Genomic DNA, 23,175 nt, shown 5'->3' with positions numbered 1-23,175 from the left:
CCACAAGGGTGGCGGGCACGAGGACTGCGAACACGAGGGCCGCAAACGTGAGCCGTTATATCCTGCGCCGCCTGCTGCTGATGATTCCGACCCTGCTCGGCATCATGCTGCTCAACTTCATCATCGTGCAGGCCGCCCCCGGCGGCCCCATCGACCAGATGCTCGCCCGCCTCGAGGGAGTCGACAGCCTGTCCAGCACGCGTCTCGACACCGGCGGTGGCGAAGTGGTGGTGCAGGATGAGTCCCGGGGTGCGAGAGGCATCGACCCACGCTTTATCGAACAGCTAGAGGCCCAGTTCGGCTTCGATCAGCCCGCCCACGAGCGCTTCATCGGCATGCTGGCGGATTACGCCACCCTCGACTTCGGGGTCAGCTTCTTTCGCGACCGACCGGTCATCGAACTGATGATCGAGCGTCTGCCGGTGTCGGTATCGCTGGGGCTATGGACCACCCTGCTGGTCTATCTGATCTCGATTCCGCTGGGGATTCGCAAGGCCCTGCACCACGGTTCGCGCTTCGATGTCTGGACCTCGGGGCTGGTCATCGTCGGCTATGCCATACCCGGCTTCCTGTTCGCCATCCTGCTGATCGTGCTGTTCGCCGGCGGCAGCTACTGGGACCTCTTCCCCCTGCGCGGCCTCACCTCCCCGAACTTCGATGACCTCTCGGCCTGGGGCAAGATCAAGGACTATGTCTGGCACATCACCCTGCCGGTGATCGCCATGACCATCGGCAGCTTCGCCACCCTGACCATGCTCACCAAGAACAGCTTCCTGGACGAGATTCACAAGCAGTATGTGCTGACCGCTCGCGCCAAGGGGGCCAGCGACCAGCGCGTGCTCTACGGCCATGTCTTCCGCAACGCCATGCTGATCATCATCGCCGGCCTCCCCGGCGCGCTGATCTCGATCTTCTTCACCGGGTCGCTGCTGATCGAGGTGATCTTCTCTCTGGAGGGGCTCGGGCTGCTCGGCTTCGAGGCGGTGATGCAGCGCGACTACCCGGTGATCTTCGGCACCCTGTTCCTCTATACGCTGATCGGCCTGCTTCTCAAGCTGGTCTCTGACCTCACCTATGTATGGGTCGATCCCCGCATCGACTTCGAGACACGGGAGTCCTGAGCCGATGGTCTCTGCCTTTACCAAGCTGGCGGGGCGCTTCTCCCCCATCACGCGGCGCCGTTTCGGGGTGTTCCGGGCCAATCGCCGTGCCTGGGTCTCGCTCTGGATCTTCGGCGCCCTGTTCGTGGTGAGCCTCGCCGCCGAACTGATCGCCAACGACAAGCCCCTGGTGATGCAGTATCAGGGGGAGTGGTATGTACCACTGCTGATCGACTACCCCGAGACCGAGTTCGATGGCTTCCTGCCGACCACCACCGATTATCACGACCCCTTCGTGCGCGAGCAGATCGCGACGCACGGTTGGGCGCTGTGGCCGCCGGTGCCCTTCTCGTACCAGACCCTGGACATGCAGATGATGCGCCCCTCGCCGGCCCCCCCCGATGCTCGCCACTGGCTGGGCACCGACGACCAGGGGCGTGATGTACTGGCCCGGGTGATCTATGGTTTCCGACTCTCGGTGGCCTTCGCCCTGGTGCTGACCGCCGGCTCCCTCGCCTTGGGTGTGCTGGTCGGCGGCATCCAGGGCTACTTCGGTGGCAAGACCGACCTGATCGGCCAGCGCTTCACCGAGATCTGGCAGGGCCTGCCGGTGCTATTCCTGCTGATCATCCTGGCCAGCTTCGTGCAGCCCGGCTTCTGGTGGCTGCTCGGCATCATGCTGCTGTTCTCCTGGCTCGGCCTGGTCGACGTGGTGCGCGCCGAGTTCCTGCGCGCCCGCAACCTCGAGTATGTGCGGGCAGCGCGCGCCATGGGGCTGACGCCGAGGCTGATCATGTGGCGGCATGTGCTACCCAACGCCATGGTCGCCACCCTGACCTTTATCCCCTTCCTGTTTACCGGCGCCATCACCACCCTCACCGCCCTGGACTTCCTGGGCTTCGGCCTGCCGCCGGGCTCACCCTCGCTTGGCGAGCTGGTCGCCCAGGGCAAGAACAACCTGCATGCCCCCTGGCTCGGCATCACCGCCTTCGTCAGCCTGTCGTTGATGCTCTCGCTGCTGGTATTTATCGGCGAGGGTCTGCGTGATGCCTTCGACCCCCGGCATATCCAGCATGCTGCCCCCGCCCCGGCCATCGAGAGGAGTCCCGCCGATGCCTGACCTGTTGCGTCTCGAGGACCTCTCCATCGCCTTCGACGGCGTCAGCGTGGTGGAGCGCCTGACCCTCAGCGTCGGGCGTGGGGAGACCCTGGCTCTGGTCGGCGAATCGGGGTCCGGCAAGTCGGTGTCGGCGCTGGGCACCATGGGCCTGCTGCCGGGCAACGCCCGCGTGACCGGCGGCCGCTGGCTGGGCGATACCGATCTCGCCCGCCTGCGCGCCCGTGACTGGCAGGGCCTTCGCGGCGGCCGGGTGGGCTTCATCTTTCAGGAGCCGATGACCTCGCTCAATCCGCTGCATACCGTCGGCAAGCAGATCGGCGAGACCCTGCGCCTGCACCAGGGGCTCTCCGGCAAGGGGGCCAGGGCCAGGGTCATCGAACTGCTGGAGCAGGTGCAGCTGCCCCGCGCCGCGGAGCTGGCCGACGCCTGGCCCCACCAGCTCTCCGGCGGCCAGCGCCAGCGGGTCATGATCGCCATGGCCATCGCCAATGGGCCGGAGCTGCTGATCGCCGATGAGCCCACGACGGCACTCGATGTCACCGTGCAGCAGGAGATCCTCGCCCTGCTCGCCGAGCTGCGTGACCAGCACGGCATGGGCATGCTGTTTATCACCCATGATCTGAACCTGGTGCGTCGGCACGCCGACCGGGTGTGCGTGCTCTACCAGGGCCGCGAACAGGAGACGGGGACGGTGGAGCGGGTCTTTACCTCGCCCCGCAGCGCCTACACCCGGACCCTGCTGGAGGCCGAGCCCGACGGCCGCCCCGTGGCGGTCGCCTCGACGACGCCGCTGCTGAAGGCAGAGCGTCTCGGGGTAAGCTTCCAGCGCCCCAAGAAGCTGCTGATGAAGCGCCCGCCGGCCTTCGAGGCGGTAAAACCCCTGTCGCTGCGGCTCGGTCATGGCGAGACCCTGGGCATCGTCGGCGAGTCCGGCTCCGGCAAGACCACGCTTGCCATGGCGCTGCTGCGCCTGGTGCAGAGTCACGGCGAGATCCATCTCGATGGCACCCGCCTGGACGGTCTCTCCGGCGGCGCCCTGCGGCGCATGCGCCAGCGGGTGCAGATCGTCTTCCAGGACCCCTACGGCTCGCTCTCCCCTCGACTGCCGGTCGCCGATATCGTCAGCGAGGGGCTGCGCTTCCACCACCCGGAGCTCGAGGAGGGGGAAGTCCGCCGCCGCGTGGCCGACACCCTGCGCGAGGTGGGGCTGCCCGAGGCGTGCGCCGACCGCTACCCCCATGAATTCTCGGGGGGCCAGCGCCAGCGTATCGCCGTGGCCAGGGCGATCATCCTCGAACCGGCACTGCTGGTGCTCGACGAGCCCACCTCGGCCCTGGATCGCACCGTGCAGAAACAGCTGGTGGCGCTGCTGCGCGACCTCCAGGCGCGACGCGGCATCAGCTATCTGTTTATCAGTCACGACCTGGCGGTGGTACGCGCCATGGCGCACCGCATCCTGGTACTCAAGGAGGGCGAGGTCGTGGAGCAGGGCGACTGCCTGGAGGTGCTCGAACGGCCACGCAGCGACTATACCCGCGCCCTGGTGGCCGCGGCGAGCCGACAGACATGACCAACCTTGCGTTGATTCTCCCCGTTTGAGTCGATGGGGGCGCAACCCGAAGTCCGGTCTATAATCGGCGTTGTCCCGTTTTCAAGCGGTGCCCCATGCGCCCCTGCCTAGCCCTGCTGCTGAGCCTGTTGTGTTTGCTGGCGACACCCGTCGCCACTGCGTCGCCATCACAGCCGATCGCCGGGTGGGAGTGGCGCTGGGGCGACTCGCCCGTGGATCCCTCAGAGTCTCTCGCCTGGCTAAACGAAACCGGGGAGGCCGGCTGGCAGGCCATCGACTTCCCCTCCAACCCTCCCGACCGCCAGAATCACGAAATCCTGTGGCTACGAACGGTGCTCCCCGCAGGGGAGTGGCGAGACCCCGTCCTATACATCTACAGCATCGACCTGATTGCCCAGTTCTACCTTGATGGAAAGCCGCTGTATCAGTACGGCGAGTTTGACGCTCGGGGCCGCGGCGAGTTTGCGGGGTGGCCCTGGCATATGATCGAGCTGCCGGACGACTTTGCCGGCAAGCCCCTACATATCAGGGTGTTCTCCGACTACACCGATATCGGCCTCTGGGGAGAAGCGATGGTTCTGGATCGTCTTGACCTGCTGACATTGGTCATGAAGCGTTCCTGGACCGATGTGGTGATCAGCGCCTTCTCGTTGCTCGTTGCCCTGCTCGCCGGCTGCTTTGCCCTTGTAGGCACCCAGCGCCACAGCCTAGGAGCGGTGGCGCTTTTCTCACTGGCTGCCAGCACCATGATCTTTGCCGAGACACAAGCCAGCCAGCTGCTTGTGAACCGACCATTAATTTGGGACGGCCTGGCGGCTGCCGGGTACTTCATCCTGCCAGTGGGGATCGGGATGCTACTCACGCACTGGATGACAGGGGTTCCGCAACGCTGCGTTCAGGCTCTCTGGCGCCTGCATCTAGCTTATCTGCTCGGTGCGGTAGGGCTCAGCCAGTTGGGTCTGGTGACCATCGCCAGCACCTATCCACCCTTCGATCTGATGCTGGCGATCACCCTGCCCTTGATGCTTGCGGTTTCCGCCTGGGATTTCCGCCGCCTGAAGGGTGAACAGCGTTGGATCATCGGCAGCTTCGCGATCATGGCGGGCCTGCTGCTGGCGGATATGGCCGTTGCCCACGGCCTTCTAGCGTGGCGCCAGGTGCCCGTCAGCCTGGGCTTGCTGGTCTTTTCACTTACCATCGTCGGCGTGTCGCTATGGGACTATCGACGTACCCAACACCAACTTACCCGGCTCCATCACCACCTGGAGGAGCAGGTGCGCACGCGTACCGTCGAGCTCGACCATCTGGTGCGCAAGCTCGAGGAGTTCTCCTATGAAGACCCACTGACCGGGCTCAAGAATCGCCGCTACTTCGATGAGCTGATGCAGCACGAGGCCACGCGCGCCGACCGTGAGGGGACGCCACTGTCATTGATCATGATCGACCTGGATCACTTCAAGCAGGTCAACGATCGATATGGGCATGCCGCAGGAGACAGCGTGCTGATGTCGGTGGCCGAGCTCCTGAAGGATCATTTTCGCCATGCCGATGTGGTGTGCCGATTGGGAGGCGAGGAGTTCGTGGCCCTACTGCCGGGCGCTACCACCGAAAGTGCCGAAGCGCGTGCTCAAGCGCTGGTCGAGAGCGTTCGGCAGCTGAGAATGCGATACGCCGAGATGGCGCTGCCAACGATTACCCTATCATGCGGGGTGGCGACCTACCCCTGTCATGCACGTGAGCCCATCGCTCTGCTGGGACTCGCCGACAAGGCCCTTTATCAGGCGAAATACGGGGGGCGCAATCGCAGCGCCACCTGGAGTGCGGTGACGCTCGACTCATCGCCATCGATCGCTTCTGGCTAGAAGGTGGCAACTTCCTCTGGAGAGAGTTCGCGCCACTCGCCTTCGGCCAGCTCGCCCAGGGCCAGCGGACCGACCGATTCACGGTGCAGAGCCACGACGTGATTGCCGATGGCCGCAAACATCCGCTTCACCTGATGATACTTGCCCTCGTAGAGGACCAGTTCGGCGACGCGCGGCTCGCGCATCGAGAGCTCGGCGGGCCGGGTCGGCTTCTCCTCACCCTCGAGCACGACCCCCTCCGCGAAGTCGCGAACGGCATCATCGAGCCGACTCCCCTCGAGAGGCTCGTCGAGCGTTACCCGATAGACCTTGCCGCAGCGCCGCTTGGGCGAGGTGACCCGGTGCGACCACTGACCGTCGTCGGTCAGCAGCACCAGACCGGTGGTATCGACATCCAGGCGCCCCACCGTCTGCAGACGGTCGAGCATCGGCAGATCGATCAGGTCGATGGCGCGCGGATAGAGCGTGCGTCGTGCGGTACACTCGACGCCGGCCGGCTTGTGCAACATCACATAGCGCAGGCCCACCAGCACCAGCGGCTCGCCCTGGAGAGTCACGCGACTCGCCTCGTTCACCTGGGTGGCCGGGTTCTTGATGACCTCGCCGTCGACGCAGACCTCGCCGCGATGCATCGCCTTCTTGGCCAGGCTGCGGGTCAGCTCGGTGGATTCACAGATAAAGCGGTCGAGACGCATCAGCAGCCCACCCCATCCGACAGGCGGAAGTGGTCGGCATCGCGCCAGGCGGGAAACTTGTCGCGGAATCGCTGCAGCTCCTCCAGGGAGAGCGTGGCGGTCTTCACAAAGGAAGTGCCCTCGGGTTCGTCGATCAGCGCCTCGCCCTTGGCATCGATCAGCATGGAGTCACCACTGTAGGGCAGCCCCTTGGCATCCTCGCCGACACGATTCACCCCGATCACCGGACAGAGGTTCTCGATGGCCCGCGCCTGCAGTAGCACACGCCAGGGGTGGCGCCGGGGTGCCGGCCAGTTGGCCACACACAGCAGGGCGTCATACTCGAAGTGTTCGTCAGCGCCCGGCTGCTGCCGCAGCCAGACCGGGAAGCGCAGGTCATAGCAGACGCTGAGCAGAATCCGGAAGCCTTTGAGCTCGACGATCACGCGCTCGTGCCCCATGGCATAACGCTCGTGCTCGCCGGCCATGCGAAACAGGTGGCGCTTGTCATAGGTGGCGTAGGAGCCATCGGGACGCGCCCACACCAGCCGGTTGTAGTAGTCGCCATTGTCGACCACCGCCACGCTACCGGTGACCACGCAGCCCCGCTGCCACGCCTGCTCCCTTAGCCAGGCCACGGTGGCACTCTCACCCATGGGCTCGGCCATCTCGCGAGAGTTCATGGTGAAGCCCGTCGCAAACATCTCCGGCAGAACGATCAGGTCGGTGTCATCCCCCCCGAGATCGCCAAGCGTCTCCTCCAGCATCCGGCAATTGGCCGTCGGATCCTCCCAGCGCAGATCACACTGCACCAGGGTCGTTCTCAGCTCGCTCATCGGTACTCCCTCTGGGATGACTATATTGACGCCCAGACTACCCCACACGGCGATCATCGTCAGCCAGCGCCAGGGGAATCGCGTACAATGCGCCCCCATCGTTACAGCATGGAGCACGTAGCAGGATGCCTCCCCTAACCGCCGCCTGTGCCACGCCTGGCATTCGTCGACTCGCTATTCTCCCTGCCTGTCTCGGCGAATTTCAACGCTTTTCCAGGCTGCGACCCTGGCAACGGCCGGATGCCGTGCTGGGCTGGGGGCTGAAGCCAACTAGCCGGAAGGCCCGACAGTTCGCGGCGCGCCGAGGGATTCCCTATGTGTCTCTGGAGGATGGCTTTCTGCGCTCCTGGGGGCTCGGCGTCAGCGGCCATCAACCGCATAGCCTGGTGGTCGATCATGCCGGTATCTACTACGACGCCACCCGGCCGTCGGATCTCGAGAATCTTATTCTCGAGGCCCCATTCGATGCAGAAGAACTGGGGCGAGCCCGCTACTGCATGGCGCTACTGCGCCACTACCGCCTGACCAAGTACAACCATGCTCCACTTCAACCACTGCCGCCCGCCGATCGACCGAGGGTCCTAGTGGTCGATCAAACCGCCGGCGACGCCTCCATCGAGTTCGGACTCGCCGATGCGGCCACTTTCGAGACCATGCTGCAGGTTGCCCTCGATGAGCATCCACAGGCCGACATCCTGGTCAAGGTGCACCCCGATGTGATTGCAGAAAAAAAGCGGGGGCACCTGCTGGAGGCGGCCCGCAAGCACCCGCGCTGCCAGCTGCTGGGCGACGACCTCAACCCATGGGAGCTGCTCGACGCGGTCGACTGCGTTCACGTCGTCACCAGCCAGCTCGGCTTCGAGGCCTTGCTGGCCGGCCGCCGGGTCGTCTGTCATGGCATGCCCTTCTATGCCGGCTGGGGCGTGACCGACGACCGTCTCGGCTGCGAACGGCGAGGCCAGTCTCGCACCCTGGAGCAGCTCTTCGCTGCGGCCTACCTGCGCTACTGCCGCTACGCCAACCCCTATACCGGTGAACCATCGACGCTTGAAGCCACCATCGACCTGATTGCCGACCAGCGCCGACGGCAAGCGCAACTGGCGGGCGAGTGGATAGGTATTGGCTTCTCATCGTGGAAGCGGGGCTTCGTTGGTGACTTCCTCGGAGGGTGCGCCAGCCTGCGCCACGCCAGGAGCGTCTCCCACGCCGACCCAGCACCCTGGGAGCACCTGCTGGTGTGGTCGAGCGACCGTCAGACACACCAGAAACTGGCCCGGCATCAAGCGCTGCCGAGGCCATGGCGAATGGAGGATGGCTTCATCCGCTCAGTCGGTCTCGGGGTGGACCTGGTACGGCCGCTATCGCTGGTGATCGATGGCAGTGGCATCCACTACGACCCTAGCCGCCCCAGCGACCTGGAGACACTGCTCGAGGAGAGCGAGTTCTCGGTCCACCTACTAGCGCGAGCCAGACGCCTGCGTGAGCGAATCGTTGCCCTGGGGCTGAGCAAGTATAACGTTGGCGACCAGGATCACGGGCTGTCGCTTCCCCGGGACAAGCATATTCTGCTTATTGTGGGCCAGGTGGAGAGCGACGCCTCGGTACGCCTCGGCGCTCCCAACATAGCCACCAACGCCGAGCTGATTCGCCGCGTGCGGGATGCCCACCCCGATGCTTATCTCCTCTACAAACCGCATCCTGATGTCGTGAGCGGCGCCCGCGTTGGACAACTCGATGCCCAGGCAAAACAGCTGTATGATTGCCTTCTGACAGACATAAGTATTACGGCACTACTCGATCGAGTCGATGAACTTCATACCATGAGCTCACTGGCTGGTTTCGAGGCATTGCTGCGCGGGTGCCCGGTGACGACATGGGGAGTGCCGTTCTATGCGGGTTGGGGGCTGACTCGGCATCGCGGGCCAACCTGCCCGAGGCGGACCCGCCGGCTTACCCTGGATGAGTTGGTGGCCGGCTGCCTGATTCGCTACCCCACCTATGTCGAGCCACGCACGCGCCGGCTCGTCAACGTCGAAACGGTCGTCGGCCTGCTGGAACAGCAGCGACGCACCACCGGCGCGCCGCCACTGCCCCACCGCCTCTATCGCTGGTACCGTAACCACTTCATCGGACGACACTAGATGCGCGACCAAGGACGATCCTTTCTACTGTTGCAAGGCCCCTGCACGCCGTTTTTTCGTCGGCTCGGCGAGCGGCTAGGCGCGCGTGGGCATCGGGTGCATGTGGTCAATTTCAATGCGGGGGATCGCCTCTACCGCCGAGGACTGACCCAGCACCACTTTCGCGGTCGCCTGGAACAACTGCCGACCTTCCTGGCCGACCTCTACCAGCGATACGCTATCACCGACCAGGTGATGTTCGGCGACCGCCGCCCGGTGCATCGCCCGGCCATCGCCGTGGCTCGCTCCCGGGGCGTTCGCAACCATGTGTTCGAGGAGGGCTACCTGCGCCCCTTCTGGGTCACCCTGGAGCGCGAAGGGGTCAATGCACACTCGCTGCTGCCCAGAGACCCCGCCTGGTATCGGCAGGTCGCCCCAAGGCTCGACCCGGCGCCGGCGACGAGCCGGTTTCGCACGCGCTTTCGGGTACGTGCCATGCATGACGTCGCCTATCATCTCGCCGGGCTGGTCAACCCGCTGACCTTTCCCGCCTATCGCAACCACGCCCCGGTCACGGCCCCGCGTGAATATCTGGGCTATATCAAGCGCTTCACCAGGCTACGCATAACACGGTGCCACCGGCGTGATAGCGCCTGCATTCAACAGCTCGCCACGGGGCATGCCCCCTACTTTGTGCTGGCCCTGCAGCTCAATGGCGACGCCCAGATCCGCGACCATTCACCGTTCAAGGATATGCGCCAGGTCATCGACACCACCCTGCGCTCCTTCGCCGCTCACGCCGTGCCAGAGGCACGGCTGGTGGTCAAGAACCACCCACTGGACATGGGGCTGGTCGACTATGCCGCCCCCCTGAACCGCCTGGAGGCCGAGCTGGGGCTGACTGGGAGAATCCACTATCTGGAGACTGGTGATCTCAACCTGCTGCTCAAAAAGGCGGCCGGCATGGTCACCGTCAACAGCACCTCGGGGCTGGTCGCCCTGGAGAATGGCTGCCCCACGCTGACCCTTAGCGACCCGATCTACGCCCTGCCGGGGCTAACCCACGCGGGCTCACTGGACAAGTTCTGGACGCAGGCAACGCCCCCGGACAGAGCACTGCTTCAGGCCTTTCTTACCACCCTGTTGCACTGCGCCCAGATCAATGGCGGCTTCTACTGTCGGCAGGGCATCGAGCTGGCCATCACCCATGCCCTGCCGCAGCTGGAAGCCGAACACTCCACTCTGGAATCGTGGTTGTCATGCTTGTCGAACGCCGCCTGATCCTGATTACCGGTGCCAGCGGCGCCATCGGCGGTGCTCTGGCCCTGGCCTATGCCGAACCCGGCGTCGAGCTGATGCTCAACGGACGCAACCGTCAAGCGCTGGAAGCGCTCGCCGGACGATGCCTCGCCCTGGGGGCCGAGGTCACCCTGTCGCCTCACGACCTGACCGACACCGACGCCCTGCTCCGCTGGCTGGAAACGCTCAGGGACGCTCGCCTGCCGGACCTGGTCATCCTGGCCGCCGGTATCAATATCAGTCACCAGCCAGACGGCAACGGAGAGGGGGTTGACGCCGCCAGCCGGCTGATGACGCTCAATCTACGGGTGCCCATGCGTATCGCGCAGGAGCTCGCGCCACGCATGCAGGCGCGGGGCAGCGGTCAGATCGTCTTCATCAGTTCGCTGGCGGCCTGGCATGGGCTACCGGCCACTCCCAGCTACAGTGCCAGCAAGGCAGGCATCAAGGCCTATGGGGAAGCCCTGCGCGGCTGGCTGGCCCCCCATGGGGTGGGGGTTACCGTGGTCATGCCGGGCTATGTCGCCTCGGCCATGGCCCATGGCATGCCGGGCCCCAAGCCCTGGTTATGGTCGGCCGAGCGGGCGGCCCGCGTCATTCGGCGCGGCGTCCAGCGCAATCGCGCCCGCATCAGCTTTCCTTTCCCGCTGGCCTTCGGCACCTGGTGTCTGGCCGTGCTCCCCGCCGGCCTCGCCCAGCGTCTGGTGGGCTGGTTCGGCTACGGGGTTAAGCCATGACGGCCCTGCTGCTCGCCTTTACGCTGGGCGGTGGGGCCAGCCTCCTGCTGGAGGGTCTGGTGCGCCCTAGGGTCACGCCATGCTGGCAACGCCCACCGGCGACCCTGCTGGTGCATCTCGGCACCTGGTGCCTGCTGTATGCCGCCTTTCTGCTGGTGGTGCAGCGCCCCTGGTTTGCCACCGCCTTTATCCTCTCTCTCCAGTTGGTGCTGCTGCAGAGCCACCACGTGAAGTGGCACTCGCTCAAGGAACCCTTTCTGGCGCAGGACTTCGCCTACTTCATCGACGCCATGCGTCACCCGCGCCTCTACGTGCCCTTCTTCGGCATCGGGCTGGCGATCGGCGCAAGCCTGGCCGGGGCCTTCGCCATCGCCGCCTTCCTGTGGCTCGAGCCCTGGTGGCTCGACGACGTGGGGACCAGGGCCGCCCTGCTCTCCGTCGCCACACTGACGGTGGCGGGTGTTGGCCTGCTGGTGGCCGGGTTGCGGCGTCTGCCAGCGATTACCCTGCGGCCCGCCGAGGACCTGGTCGCGCTGGGGCTCTACGCCTATCTATGGAGCTATGCGCGCCGGCTCAAGCAACCCCTGGACGAGCGGCGATCGCCGAAAGCGTTTCGCAACGCACCCGCCGTCAATCGCGAGGGATTGCCCCATGTGGTGGCGGTGCAGAGCGAGTCATTCTTCGACCCGCGTCGCTGGAGCGATGCCGTCTGCCCGGACGTGCTCCCCCACTGGGACCGACTAAAGGCCACGAGCCTCTCCCATGGTCCACTGACGGTGCCCGCCTGGGGCGCCAATACGGTTCGCACGGAGGCCGCCTTTCTCAGTGGCCTGACACCAGAAGGACTGGGGATTCACCAGTTCAGCCCCTATGCCCGCTTCTCGCTCCAGCCGCCCCCCAACCTGCTACGTGCGGTCAAGCAGTGGGGCTATCGCTGCGTGGCCATACATCCCTACCCCGCCAGCTTCTACCAGCGTGATCGCGTACTGCCGGCGCTTGGCATCGATGAGTTTCTGGATATCGGTGATTTTGATGATTGTGAGAAGGATGGTCAGTATATCGGCGATGCGGCACTAACCGAGCGCGTGCGCCGACTCCTCGACACCGCCGACGACCAGCCACTTTTCATCCTTGTCATCACCATGGAGAATCATGGCCCGCTGAATCTGGAGCCGCCCAGGAAGGAGGACTGGAAACGCCTGGCGCGAGACTTCGACTGCGACAGCGAGCGCGCACGACTCGACGATCTGGCGGTCTACCTGCGCCACCTAGGCAATGCGGACGCCATGCTGGGCGCCGTGAGCCAGCGCCTGGCTCAGGAGACGCGAGGTGGCCTGCTGTGCTGGTACGGTGACCATGTGCCCATCATGGACAAGGCCTATGACCACCTCGGCGATCCAGCAGGCACCACGGACTACCTGATCTGGTCGACGCAGCGATCCCAGCCACCACGGTGCCCTCTTCAGCGTCACGTCGCTGAACTGGGTGTTGAACTGCTTCAACAGATTGTTGAACACACTCAACCCTGCTCACCCAGTCGACAGGACGTCGTAAATAACACCCCCAAGGACACAAGCGTGGCGCCTTGGCGCCACTCGCAGGAGCAAGCATGACTCGACGTGTTGCCATTATCGGCGCTGCCCACCGTTTCCCGGGTACCACATCCGAAACGTTCTGGCGTGATCTGCAAGCCGAGAAGGACCTGGTGACCCACGTCGCCGAGGATCGCTGGAGCCATGAGGCCTACCAGCACCCCGACCGCCGCCACCCCGGTACCAGCGTGACCTTTTCCGCCGGCAGCCTGGGAGATATCAGCGGCTTCGATGCCGAATTCTTCGGCATCTCTCCGCGCGAGGCCACCAGCATGGATCCCCAGCAGCGCATGTTGCTGGAGCTGGCCTGGGAGGCCATGGAGAGCGCCGGCGTGGTGCCCTCCACTCTGCGCGGCAGCCAGTGCGGGGTCTTCGTGGGCATCGCCAGCATGGACTATGCCTATCGCATCGCCGATGACATGGCGGCCATCGACGCCTCCACCGCCACCGGCAATACCTCGAGCATCGCCTCCAACCGACTCTCCTACGTGTTCGACCTGCATGGACCGAGCATGTCGCTGGATACCGCCTGCTCCTCGTCACTGGTTGCCTTTCACCAGGCCTGCCAGGCGATCCGCTCCGGCGAAACCGATATGGCGCTCGCCGGCGGCATCAGCCTGCACCTGCACCCCTACGGTTTCATCATCTTCTCCAAGGCGAGCATGCTCTCCGCCACCGGGCGCTGCCAGGTGTTCGACGCGGACGGCAACGGCTATGTGCGCTCCGAAGGGGCCGGACTCTTCCTGCTCAAGGATTACGACAAGGCGATGGCCGATGGCGACCACATCCTCGCCATGGTGGCGGGCTCGTCGGTCAACACCGATGGTCACAAGTCAGGGCTGACCGTTCCCAACCCCAGCGCCCAGGTGGCACTGATGCGCCAGGCTTACGCCCAGGCCGGCATCTCACCCGACGAGATCGACTACCTGGAGGCTCACGGCACCGGCACCGCGGTGGGCGACCCCATCGAGACCCGTGCCATCGGCGAGGCCCTGGCCAAGCACCGCAAGACACCGCTGCCCATCGGCTCGGTGAAGAGCAATGTCGGCCACCTGGAGACCGCCTCCGGTGTGGCCGGCCTGGCCAAGGCGCTCTACAGCCTGCAGCACCGCGAGGTGCCCGCGACCATCGGCATCCGCAAGCTGAACCCCAACATTAAGTTCGATGAGTGGAATCTCGAGGTCGTGACTGAGGCCCACCCCTTGAAGCCCGAGGGCCGCCTGGTGATCGGCGTCAACTCCTTCGGCTTCGGCGGTGCCAACGCCCACGTTATCCTGGAGAGTGCGCCGCAGCCTGCGTCCGCCACCGAGCCTCACGACGCTACCCGGCCTCATGGCGCCACCGAGCCGCGCGGTGCCTTGCCGCTGCGCCTCTCGGCGCGCGGCGAGCCCGCCCTTCGTGCCATGGCCGGCGACCTCGCCGCCTGGCTCCAGGAGAGCGACGCCGACCTCTACGATATCGCCCACAGCCTGCACCACCATCGCGAGCACCATCGGGATGGCGCCCTGCTGTTTGCCGACAGCAAGGCCGAGGCCGCCCGCCTGCTTTCCACCTTCGCCGACCCTGACCGGGAGGATCCCGCCGAGGTCACCCTGGGGCAACGCCTGGTCGACCCCAGCGCACCCGGCTTCATCTATGCCGGCAACGGCTGCCAGTGGGCGCGCATGGGCGCCGACCTGCTGGCAGGCTCGACCATCTTCGCCGTCGCCGTGGATGAGGTGGATGCTCTCTTTCAGCGCTATGGCGACTTCTCGCTGCGCGCCGAGCTCGAGGGGCGCAACGAAGGGGGGCGCACCGGTGAGGGTGGTAGTGGGGAGGGGCCTAATGCAGAGGAGCGCCTGGCTCAGACCGAGATCGCCCAGCCAACGCTCTTCGCCGTGCAGGTCGGCCTCACCCGACTATTGCGCCACCATGGCATCGCGCCAGCCGCCGTGGCGGGCCATAGCGTGGGTGAGGTCGCCGCCGCCTGGGCCTGTGGCGCCCTCAGCCTTGAGGATGCGGTCAAGGTCATCTACTTCCGCAGCCACCACCAGGGCAAGACCCGGGGCCAGGGCGAGATGAGCGCCGTGGCGCTGAGCGAGGTGGAGATCAACGAGTGGCTCGCCACCGGCGACTACCCGGGGGTGCACCTGGCAGGTATCAACAGCTCACGGGGCGTCACCCTGGCCGGCGACCCGGCCGCCCTGACGCGCCTCGAGCAGGCCCTGACCGATGCCGGCACCTTCGCCAAGCGTCTGCCGCTGGATTACGCCTTCCATAGCCCGTCCATGGACCCCATCGAGGCCGGGGTGATCGACTCGCTCAGGGCTATCACCCCCCGCGAGGAGACGCTCCCCTATATCTCCACGGTTACCGGTGAGCGCCTGACCGGTCGCGAGCTGGGTGCCGACTACTGGTGGCACAATATTCGCCAGCCGGTGCGCTTCGACGACGCCATCAAGGCCATGATCGACGACGGCACCCGCCTCTTCATCGAGATCGGCGCCCACCCCATTCTGCGTCGCTACCTGAGCGATGCCCTACGTGACCGCGAGAGCGACGGCCAAGTGCTCGCTACCCTGGAGCGCGAGAAGCCTGGCGCTGCATGCATGACCCGGACCATCGGCCAGGCACTGCTCAGCGGCATGCCCCAGGACGACACCCGCTGGTTCCCGGTCGCCGGCCAGTTCGTCGAGCTGCCCCGCTACCCCTGGCAGCGTGAACGCTACTGGCTCACCGGCACCGCCGAGGGTCAGAAGCTGCTCGAGCGCGACTACGAACATCCGCTGCTCGGCTACCGCCTGGCGCAGCAGGACCATACCTGGGAGAGCCAGCTCGATACCGGCCGCCTGCCCTGGCTGGCCGACCATGTGGTGGGTGAAGGTGCGGTGTTCCCCGGCGCCGGCTTCGTCGAACTCGCCCTGGCCGCCGCCCTCCACTGGCGTGATGTCGACCTCCTGGACCTCGAGGAGCTCGAGATCCACGCTCCCCTGCTGCTCGACAGCCAGCATGGCCGCCGCATGCGCCTGCACCTCGCCCCCAAGGATGGCCGCCTCGAGATTCGCTCTCGCGAACCACTGGGCGAGGGCGAGTGGCAGCTCAATGCCGTGGCCCGCGTCATGGAGCAGAGCCGTGGCTTTCTGCTGCGCCGCCAGGCCCCGCCTCTGCCCACTCGCGAGCCCGATATCCACCTGGCCGAGCATCTCGCCGAGGCCGAACGGCTCGGGCTGCACTACGGCCCCGCCTTCCAGGCGATCTCCCGGGCCTGGGTCGAGGGTGACAGCATCCTCGGCGCCATCGAACCGCCCGCCGCGGTTCGCGACACCCTCGAGCCCCTGAACCTGCACCCAGGCATCCTCGACAGCGCCTTCCAGCTGTTTATTCCGCTGCTGGCCGAGGAGGCTCGCCGACAGGGAGTCGACGGCGACGGCATGGCCTTCGTGCCGGTGCGCGTCGGCCGCCTCCAGCTGCTCACCGATGCCGGCGTGCCGACGCTGGCCCATGCGCGCATGCTCAAGCACGCGCCACACTCCTTCACCGCCGACTTCGAACTCTTCGATGCCGACGGACAGGCCGTGGCAGTGCTCAGCGAGACGCGCTTCAAGGCGATTCGCCTGCGTCGCCAGCACCACCAGCGCTTCAGCTATCTGGATGTGGCGCTGACCCCGGCGCCGCGCCACAGCAGCGTCGATGCCCTCGACCTCGGCGCCCTGTATGCCGCCATGCCGAGCCTGCTCGACGACTTCACGCGCCTGACCGGCCGCCGCTACGCCAACGAGGTCGACCCACTGCTCGACAGCCTGGCCGACGCCTTCGCCGCCCAGGCCCTGCGCCGACTGGCGACTACTGAAAACACCCTCTCCCAGGCGCGCTATCGCGAGCTCACGCGCACCCATCTCGATGGCCGCCGGCTGCTCGACCAAATACTCGCCCACCTCCAGGCCGCTGGCCACCTCGAGGCTGACGAGCATGGCTGGACGCTAATGGACGACGAGGAAGCGGTCGCTCCCGAGGCCATCTGGCAGCTGCTGGTGCGCGACTATCCCGACCACTTCGCGCCGGTACAGCGCCTGGGGCGCTTCGGCCTGCACCTCGCGGCGCTGCTGGAGGGCCGAGTCACGGCCGAGGACCTGGGCCTCAACGCCGATGTCCTGGCGAACCTGACGCGCCAGTTACCGGGGGCCGCCGGCTGGCAGGCGATCGCCGGAGCCCTGCGCCAGGCGCTGCCCTCGGTTCTCGAGGGGCTGCCCAACGGCCAACGCCTGCGCCTGCTCGAGGCCGGTGCCGCCGCACCGGCGCTGGGGGAGCGACTCTGCGATCTGCTCGACCCCGACCGCTGCGATTACGCCATCCTCGGCGTGGGCGAGCAGGCCTGGCACCAGGTAGAGCAGCTGCAGCAGCGCTTCCCGCTGATCGATATCGAGCGCCTGGACGGCGCCGCCGCGCGAGGACCGCAGGCCCAGCTGGCCCTGGTCAGCCTCGAGCCCGGTCACTGCGAGCGCAACCGTCGCCTGCTGCAGGCCACGGCCCAGCGCCTGGCCCCCGGTGCCCAGCTGCTGGTAGTCGGCACCCAGCCCAGCGCCTGGCTCGACATCCTGCTGGCCACCCCTGGCCTCGAGGACGAAGGCGTCCTGCTGCAGGCCATGGAACGCGACGACGTTATCGCCGAACTCGCAGCCCTCGGCGCCGGCAATATCGAACAGATCCCGCTGGAAGACGACGAGCGCGGCGCCTACCTGGTCCATGCTCAATGGCATCAGGACCCTCAGCAGGACTTGGGCTCTACCCTTGGGGAAAGCGTCGAGACGGTCAGCTACCAGCTGATCGCCGACGACACTGGTCACTCTCTAGCCGAGCGTCTGGCCGCCGGTTTGGCCGCCCGCGGCCACCAGGCCCGGGTCACTGCTGCCGTCGACCCCATCGAGAATGGCGAAGGGCGACCCGTCACGATCATCGATCTACGACAGGGAGAGCAGCGCTGCGAGCACGCCATGCAGTGGGCCAAGTGCCTCGAGCCCCTCGGCGAGCAAGCCAGCCTATGGCTGATCACCCGCGGCGTCGCCCCCATGTGGCAAGGGTTGAACCGGCGATTAGCGCCCCCCGTAGGAGCCCGATTTATCGGGCGATTGGATTCAGGAGCCCAACTTACCGGTGGTCCGACATCTCGGCGATCAGCGGAGGCCACGCAATCACCCGGCGGCACCGAATCGCGCGATAAATCGCGCTCCTACAATGATCTGGGCACCTCCCCCGATCCTGTCGCCGAATCGCGCTCCTACAACCATCCGGTGGCGAATTCGGAGGTAATCCCCAATCTGGACGCCGCCCTCTGGGGCTTCAGTCGCTCCCTGGCCAACGAGTCGACCGGCTACGCTGTGCGCCTGCTCGACCTCCCCTCAGGGGAGCTCGACGACGCCGTGATCGAGGCGCTGCTCGACGAGCTGACCGCCCCCGATGCCGAGACCGAGATCGTGCTCGACGGCGATGGCCAACGCTTCGCCACCCGGCTGCGCACCGTGCCGGCTCCGACTGCCGCTGCCGAACCGCAACCGAACGAACGCCAGGCGATGACCCTGGGCTTCGAACTGCCTGGCCAGCTTCGCCACCTGCGCTGGACGCCGATAGCGCTGCCCCTGCCGGGCCCCGGCGAGGTGGAGATCGACGTCCAGGCCACCGGCCTCAACTTCCGCGACGTCATGTACACCCTCGGCCTGCTCTCGGACGAGGCGATCGAGAACGGCTTCGCCGGCCCCACCCTGGGCCTGGAGTTCTCCGGCGTGGTCGCCGCCGTGGGCGACGGGGTGGGCGACGGGGTGGAGGATCTCGCGGTGGGCGATGCGGTGGTAGGCTTCGGCCCCGCCAGCTTCAGCGATCGGTTGGTCGCCAGTCGCCAGGCCGTGGCACCGGTGCCCGAGGGCGTGAGCTTCGCCGCGGCGGCCACCATCCCGACCACCTTCTTTACGGTCTACTACGCGCTGAAGCACCTGGCGCGACTGGCCCCGGGTGAGAAGATCCTGATCCACGGCGCCGCCGGTGGGGTCGGCATCGCCGCCATCCAGGTCGCGCAGTGGCTTGGGGCGGAGATCCACGCCAGTGTCGGCAGCGACGAGAAGCGTGACTTCCTGCGCCTGCTGGGAGTCGAGCACCTCTACGATTCTCGCTCGCTGACCTTCGGCGAGGAGATTCTCGAGGTAACCGAGGGCCGGGGCGTCGATGTGGTGCTCAACTCCCTGGCCGGCGAGGCGATCAACCAGAACCTGCGCGCCCTGCGCCCATTCGGCCGCTTCCTCGAGCTTGGCAAGCGCGACTTCTACGAGAACACCCATATCGGGCTACGCCCGTTCCGCAACAACCTCAGCTACTTCGGTATCGACTCCGATCAGCTGATGAAGGAGCTCCCCGAGCTCACCGGCCAGCTATTCGGCGAGATGATGGCACTGTTCCAGGACGGCACCCTCACCCCGCTGCCCTATACCGCCTTTGCAAGCCAGCAGGTAGTCGAGGCCTTCCGCTATATGCAGCAGGCACGCCAGATCGGCAAGGTGGTGGTCACCCACGAACAGGCCCAGGCTCCCGCGGAACTCCGACACAAGCCGGGGGCTGGCCTCAGCCTACCGGCCGAGGCCAGCTACCTGATCACCGGTGGCCTGGGCGGTTTCGGCCTGAAGACCGCCCAGTGGCTTGCGAAAAACGGCGCCCGTCACCTGGTACTGGTGGGGCGCAGCGGTGCGTCCAGTGACGAGGCCCGGGCCGGCGTCGCCGAGCTCGAGGCCATGGGGGTCGAGGTGGTGGCCGCAGCCTGCGATATCACCGACCGCCAGGCGCTGGAGGCGCTGCTCGGCGAGTGCCGTGCCACGCTTCCCCCCCTGCGTGGCGTCGTGCATGCCGCCACGGTAATCGACGATGGCCTGATTCGGAACCTGGACGAGGCGCGCATCCGCCGGGTGCTGGCCCCCAAGATCGACGGCGCCCGCCATCTGGATGCCCTGACCCGCGGCGCCGATCTGGACTTCTTCGTCATGTACTCCTCGGCCACCACCCTGTTCGGCAACCCGGGCCAGGCCAGCTATGTGGCCGCCAACCACTGGCTCGAGGCGCTGGCGGCGGCGCGTCGCCACCAGGGCCTGCCCGCCACCTGCCTGCGCTGGGGGGCCATCGAGGATGTGGGCTTCCTGGCCCGCAACACCCGCACCCGCGACGCCCTGCAGGAGCGACTGGGTGGCGCGGCACTGCGCTCCGATGACGCCCTCCGGGTGATGGGGCAACTGCTGCTGGGCCGGGACGAGCAGCTCGGCGGCCCCAGCCTGGGCGTGCTGGAGCTCGACTGGTCGGCCCTGGCGCGCTTCCTGCCTACCGCCCAGAGCCCGCGTTTCAACGAGATCGCCCGCCAGGCCGATGATGATGGCCATAACGATGACAACGGCGACAATCTCGCGGAGCTCTTCGCCACGCTGAGCCCCAAGGAGCTGCACACGGCGGTGATCGACCTGCTGCGCGCCGAGCTCGCCGCCATCCTGCTGATCGATGAGGAGAAGATCGATACCCAGCGCTCGGTCTACGAGATGGGCTTCGACTCGCTGATGGGGGTCGAGCTGATGACTGCCATCGAGTCACGTATCGGTATCAATGTACCGGTGATGGTGCTGAGCGAAGCCTCGACCATCGACAAGCTGGCCGGCGTGCTGATCCAGAAGCTGCAGCACGGCGGTGACGAGGAGGAGCCGGACGAAAGCGACCGGTTCGCGACACTGACCAGCCAGCATGGCGCCGCGGAGCTCGGCCAGGATGCCAGGCAGATCGAGGGAGTCCAGCCATGAGCCAACGTCGTGTCGACCTCAAGAACCAACTGCTGGCCCAGGCCCGCAAGCGCCAGCGCCCGCGTGACAAGGCGGGGGCGCCCTTGTCGACGGAACGGGGAGCACAACCCGGGGCTGGCACGGCCGGCAGCGTGCCGGAGCGCTTTACCCGCTTCGATGCGCACCCCGGTTACTTGCAGATCAGCATGCTGCGCGAAGGGGCCCGCCGGCTCGGCCTGACGGACCCCTTCTTCAAGGTGCATGAGGGCAACGCCGGGGCCACCTCGACCATCGATGGCCGCGAGGTCATCAACTTCGCAAGCTACAACTACCTGGGGTTCTCCGGCGATCCTCGGGTCAATCGCGCCGGCCAGCAGGCCCTGGAGCGCTACGGCAGCTCGGTCTCGGCCAGCCGGGTGGTATCCGGTGAGCGTCCGATCCACCGCGAGCTGGAGCAGGCCATCGCCGCCGCCTACGGTGTGGAAGACGCCGTCGCCTTCGTCAGCGGGCATGCCACCAACGTCTCCACCCTCGGCTATCTGCTGGGCCCCCGGGACCTGGTGCTCCATGATGAGTACATTCACAACAGCTCACTGGTGGGGGCCCAGCTCTCCGGGGCCAAGCGAATCCCCTTCCCCCACAATGACGCCGCGGCGCTGGATGCAATGCTCACCCGGTATCGCGGCCAGTTCGAGCGTGTGCTGATCGTGATCGAAGGGCTCTACAGCATGGATGGCGATGTGCCGGACCTGCCGCGCTTTATCGAACTCAAGCGCCGCCACCAGGCCTGGTTGATGGTCGATGAGGCCCACTCATTCGGGGTGCTGGGCGATCACGCCCTCGGCCTGCGCGAGCACTTCGACCTGCCCGCCGAAGAGGTGGATATCTGGATGGGCACCATGAGCAAGAGCCTGGCCGGCTGCGGCGGCTATATCGCCGGCTGCACCGCCCTGGTGGAGACCCTGCGCTACCTGGCACCGGGGTTTCTGTATAGCGTCGGCATGCCCGCCCAGGTCGCCGCTCCATCGCTCACCGCCCTGCAGCTGATGCAGCAGGAACCCGAACGGGTCCAGGCCCTGCATGACATCTCGCGCTACTTTCTGGAGCAGGCTCGAGAGATGGGGTTCGACACCGGCCACAGCATCGGCGCCGCGGTAATCCCGGTGATAGTCGGCAGCTCCCCCCTCGCCGCCAGGCTCTCCCACGACCTGTTCGAGCGCGGCATCAACGTCCAACCTATCCTCCACCCCGCAGTACCGGAGAAGAGCGCCAGGCTGCGTTTCTTCCTCAGCTGCGAGCACACTCACGAACAGATCGACCAGACCTTGAGCGCCCTAGCCAGTGCCATGGCGGTATAACTGTCGCAGCAACGTCGTAGGAGCGCGATTTATCGCGCGATTGATAGGTCACTGCAGCTGCCACCTCGTAGGAGCTCGATTTATCAGGCGATCTGATCGTCGGCGATTGCCAACACCATCGCCGGATAAATCCGGCTCCTACAATGGTACTTCGGCGGCAACGTCGTAGGAGCCCGATTTATCGGGCGATTCCAGCCACGGAGTAACCACAGCCCCTCGTAAGAGCCCGATTTATCGGTGGTCCGACATGTCGGCGATCTGGACGTCAGCGATTGACCAGCGTTAACCAAAACCAAACCACCTGGCACAGCTTCATCGCCGACTCTATATTGACCGGTAACCTGTCATTGTTGGGTAATCGTCATGGACAAACCACATGGCCATTCGCTTCGTAAGGGGCGTGTATCCCTACCCGGCCATTACTATCTTGTCACCATTGTTACCCGTCACCGGCAACCCTGGTTTCATACCTATGGCCATGCGGCCATCGCGTCACGCAACCTCTACCACCATACCGTACTGGCCAGTGCAGAAACCCTATCCTTCGTCGTCATGCCAGACCACATTCACTGGCTTCTGGAGCTACATACCAACCTTTCCGAAGCAGTGCGCAAGTACAAGAGCCGCGTTTCCTGGGAGGTCGGCATCCCCATATGGCAACGCGGCTTCCATGATCACGCTCTGAGAAAAGAGGAAGACCTGCGGCGAGTCGCGCGCTACATCGTCGCCAACCCTCTGCGTGCTGGTCTGGTTGACAACATTGGCGACTATCCCTATTGGAACGCCATTTGGCTATAAGGGCACCTGATCGCGGGATAAATCCGGCTCCTACAATGACACTACGGCGGCAACGTTGTAGGAGCGCGATTTATCGCGCGATTGATATGGCACCGCCACCAACACCATCGCCGGATAAATCCGGCTCCTACAACGGCACTACGGCGGCAACATCGTAGGAGCACGATTTATCGCGCGATTGATATGGCACCGCCAAACACCATCGCAGGATAAATCCGGCTCCTACAACGGCACTACGGCGGCAACATCGTAGGAGCACGATTTATCGCGCGATTGATATGGCACCGCCAAACACCATCGCCGGATAAATCCGGCTCCTACAACGGCACTACGG

At 65.8% G+C, this 23,175-nt stretch carries 13 protein-coding genes; 11 read left to right on the top strand and 2 right to left on the bottom strand.

Annotated features, from left to right (window positions below):
• Positions 1-47: 47 nt before the first annotated feature.
• The 4 genes from RM463_RS00065 (at position 48) to RM463_RS00050 (ending at position 5,652) form a co-directional block, all read left to right on the top strand.
• Positions 48-1,121 carry a microcin C ABC transporter permease YejB gene (locus tag RM463_RS00065; RefSeq protein ID WP_311428477.1) on the top strand — a complete coding sequence of 358 codons (1,074 nt, stop codon included), beginning with the start codon at positions 48-50 and terminating at the stop codon, positions 1,119-1,121.
• A 4-nt stretch (positions 1,122-1,125) separates the two neighbouring features.
• Positions 1,126-2,220 (top strand): ABC transporter permease, encoded by a 1,095-nt coding sequence (locus RM463_RS00060; protein ID WP_311428476.1) that lies wholly within the window; start codon positions 1,126-1,128, stop codon positions 2,218-2,220.
• Complete coding sequence (locus tag RM463_RS00055) at positions 2,213-3,790, top strand: dipeptide ABC transporter ATP-binding protein (protein ID WP_311428475.1); 1,578 nt, start codon at positions 2,213-2,215, stop codon at positions 3,788-3,790. Before RM463_RS00060 ends, RM463_RS00055 begins: the two co-directional genes overlap by 8 nt.
• Positions 3,791-4,002: 212 nt before the next feature.
• Positions 4,003-5,652 (top strand): GGDEF domain-containing protein, encoded by a 1,650-nt coding sequence (locus tag RM463_RS00050; RefSeq protein WP_311428474.1) that lies wholly within the window; start codon positions 4,003-4,005, stop codon positions 5,650-5,652.
• On the opposite strand, the gene RM463_RS00045 is transcribed toward RM463_RS00050, so the two are convergent.
• A complete protein-coding gene (locus RM463_RS00045) occupies positions 5,649-6,347 on the bottom strand; it encodes a pseudouridine synthase (RefSeq protein WP_311428473.1) in 699 nt (232 codons plus the stop codon). The two genes, RM463_RS00050 and RM463_RS00045, sit on opposite strands and share 4 nt — an antisense overlap.
• On the bottom strand, positions 6,347-7,162 hold the full coding sequence (locus tag RM463_RS00040; protein ID WP_311428472.1) for an amidohydrolase: 816 nt from the start codon (positions 7,160-7,162) through the stop codon (positions 6,347-6,349). Before RM463_RS00040 ends, RM463_RS00045 begins: the two co-directional genes overlap by 1 nt.
• A 125-nt stretch (positions 7,163-7,287) precedes the next feature.
• On the opposite strand from RM463_RS00040, the gene RM463_RS00035 reads away from it, so the two are divergent.
• The 7 genes from RM463_RS00035 (at position 7,288) to RM463_RS00005 (ending at position 22,841) form a co-directional block, all read left to right on the top strand.
• Complete coding sequence (locus tag RM463_RS00035; RefSeq protein WP_311428471.1) at positions 7,288-9,303, top strand: capsular polysaccharide biosynthesis protein; 2,016 nt, start codon at positions 7,288-7,290, stop codon at positions 9,301-9,303.
• Entirely contained in the window at positions 9,304-10,563 is a 1,260-nt protein-coding gene (locus tag RM463_RS00030) for a capsular biosynthesis protein (protein WP_311428470.1), read from the top strand. It abuts the gene before it with no gap.
• Positions 10,542-11,318, top strand: a complete 777-nt coding sequence (locus tag RM463_RS00025) for an SDR family NAD(P)-dependent oxidoreductase (protein WP_311428469.1) — start codon at positions 10,542-10,544, stop codon at positions 11,316-11,318. Before RM463_RS00030 ends, RM463_RS00025 begins: the two co-directional genes overlap by 22 nt.
• Positions 11,315-12,931 (top strand): sulfatase-like hydrolase/transferase, encoded by a 1,617-nt coding sequence (locus RM463_RS00020; RefSeq protein ID WP_311428468.1) that lies wholly within the window; start codon positions 11,315-11,317, stop codon positions 12,929-12,931. The genes RM463_RS00025 and RM463_RS00020 overlap by 4 nt, the downstream gene beginning before the upstream one ends.
• A complete protein-coding gene (locus tag RM463_RS00015) occupies positions 12,928-20,706 on the top strand; it encodes a type I polyketide synthase (RefSeq protein WP_311428467.1) in 7,779 nt (2,592 codons plus the stop codon). Before RM463_RS00020 ends, RM463_RS00015 begins: the two co-directional genes overlap by 4 nt.
• Entirely contained in the window at positions 20,703-22,043 is a 1,341-nt protein-coding gene (locus RM463_RS00010; protein ID WP_311428466.1) for an aminotransferase class I/II-fold pyridoxal phosphate-dependent enzyme, read from the top strand. Before RM463_RS00015 ends, RM463_RS00010 begins: the two co-directional genes overlap by 4 nt.
• A gap of 363 nt (positions 22,044-22,406) precedes the next feature.
• Positions 22,407-22,841 carry an REP-associated tyrosine transposase gene (locus RM463_RS00005; RefSeq protein ID WP_311428465.1) on the top strand — a complete coding sequence of 145 codons (435 nt, stop codon included), beginning with the start codon at positions 22,407-22,409 and terminating at the stop codon, positions 22,839-22,841.
• Positions 22,842-23,175 lie beyond the last annotated feature (334 nt).

Origin of the sequence: Halomonas sp. LES1 (assembly GCF_031846005.1) — a bacterium.
Classification (GTDB): domain Bacteria; phylum Pseudomonadota; class Gammaproteobacteria; order Pseudomonadales; family Halomonadaceae; genus Halomonas.
Note: the sequence above shows the minus strand (reverse complement) of the source record. Positions and strands in the feature narration are given on the sequence as shown.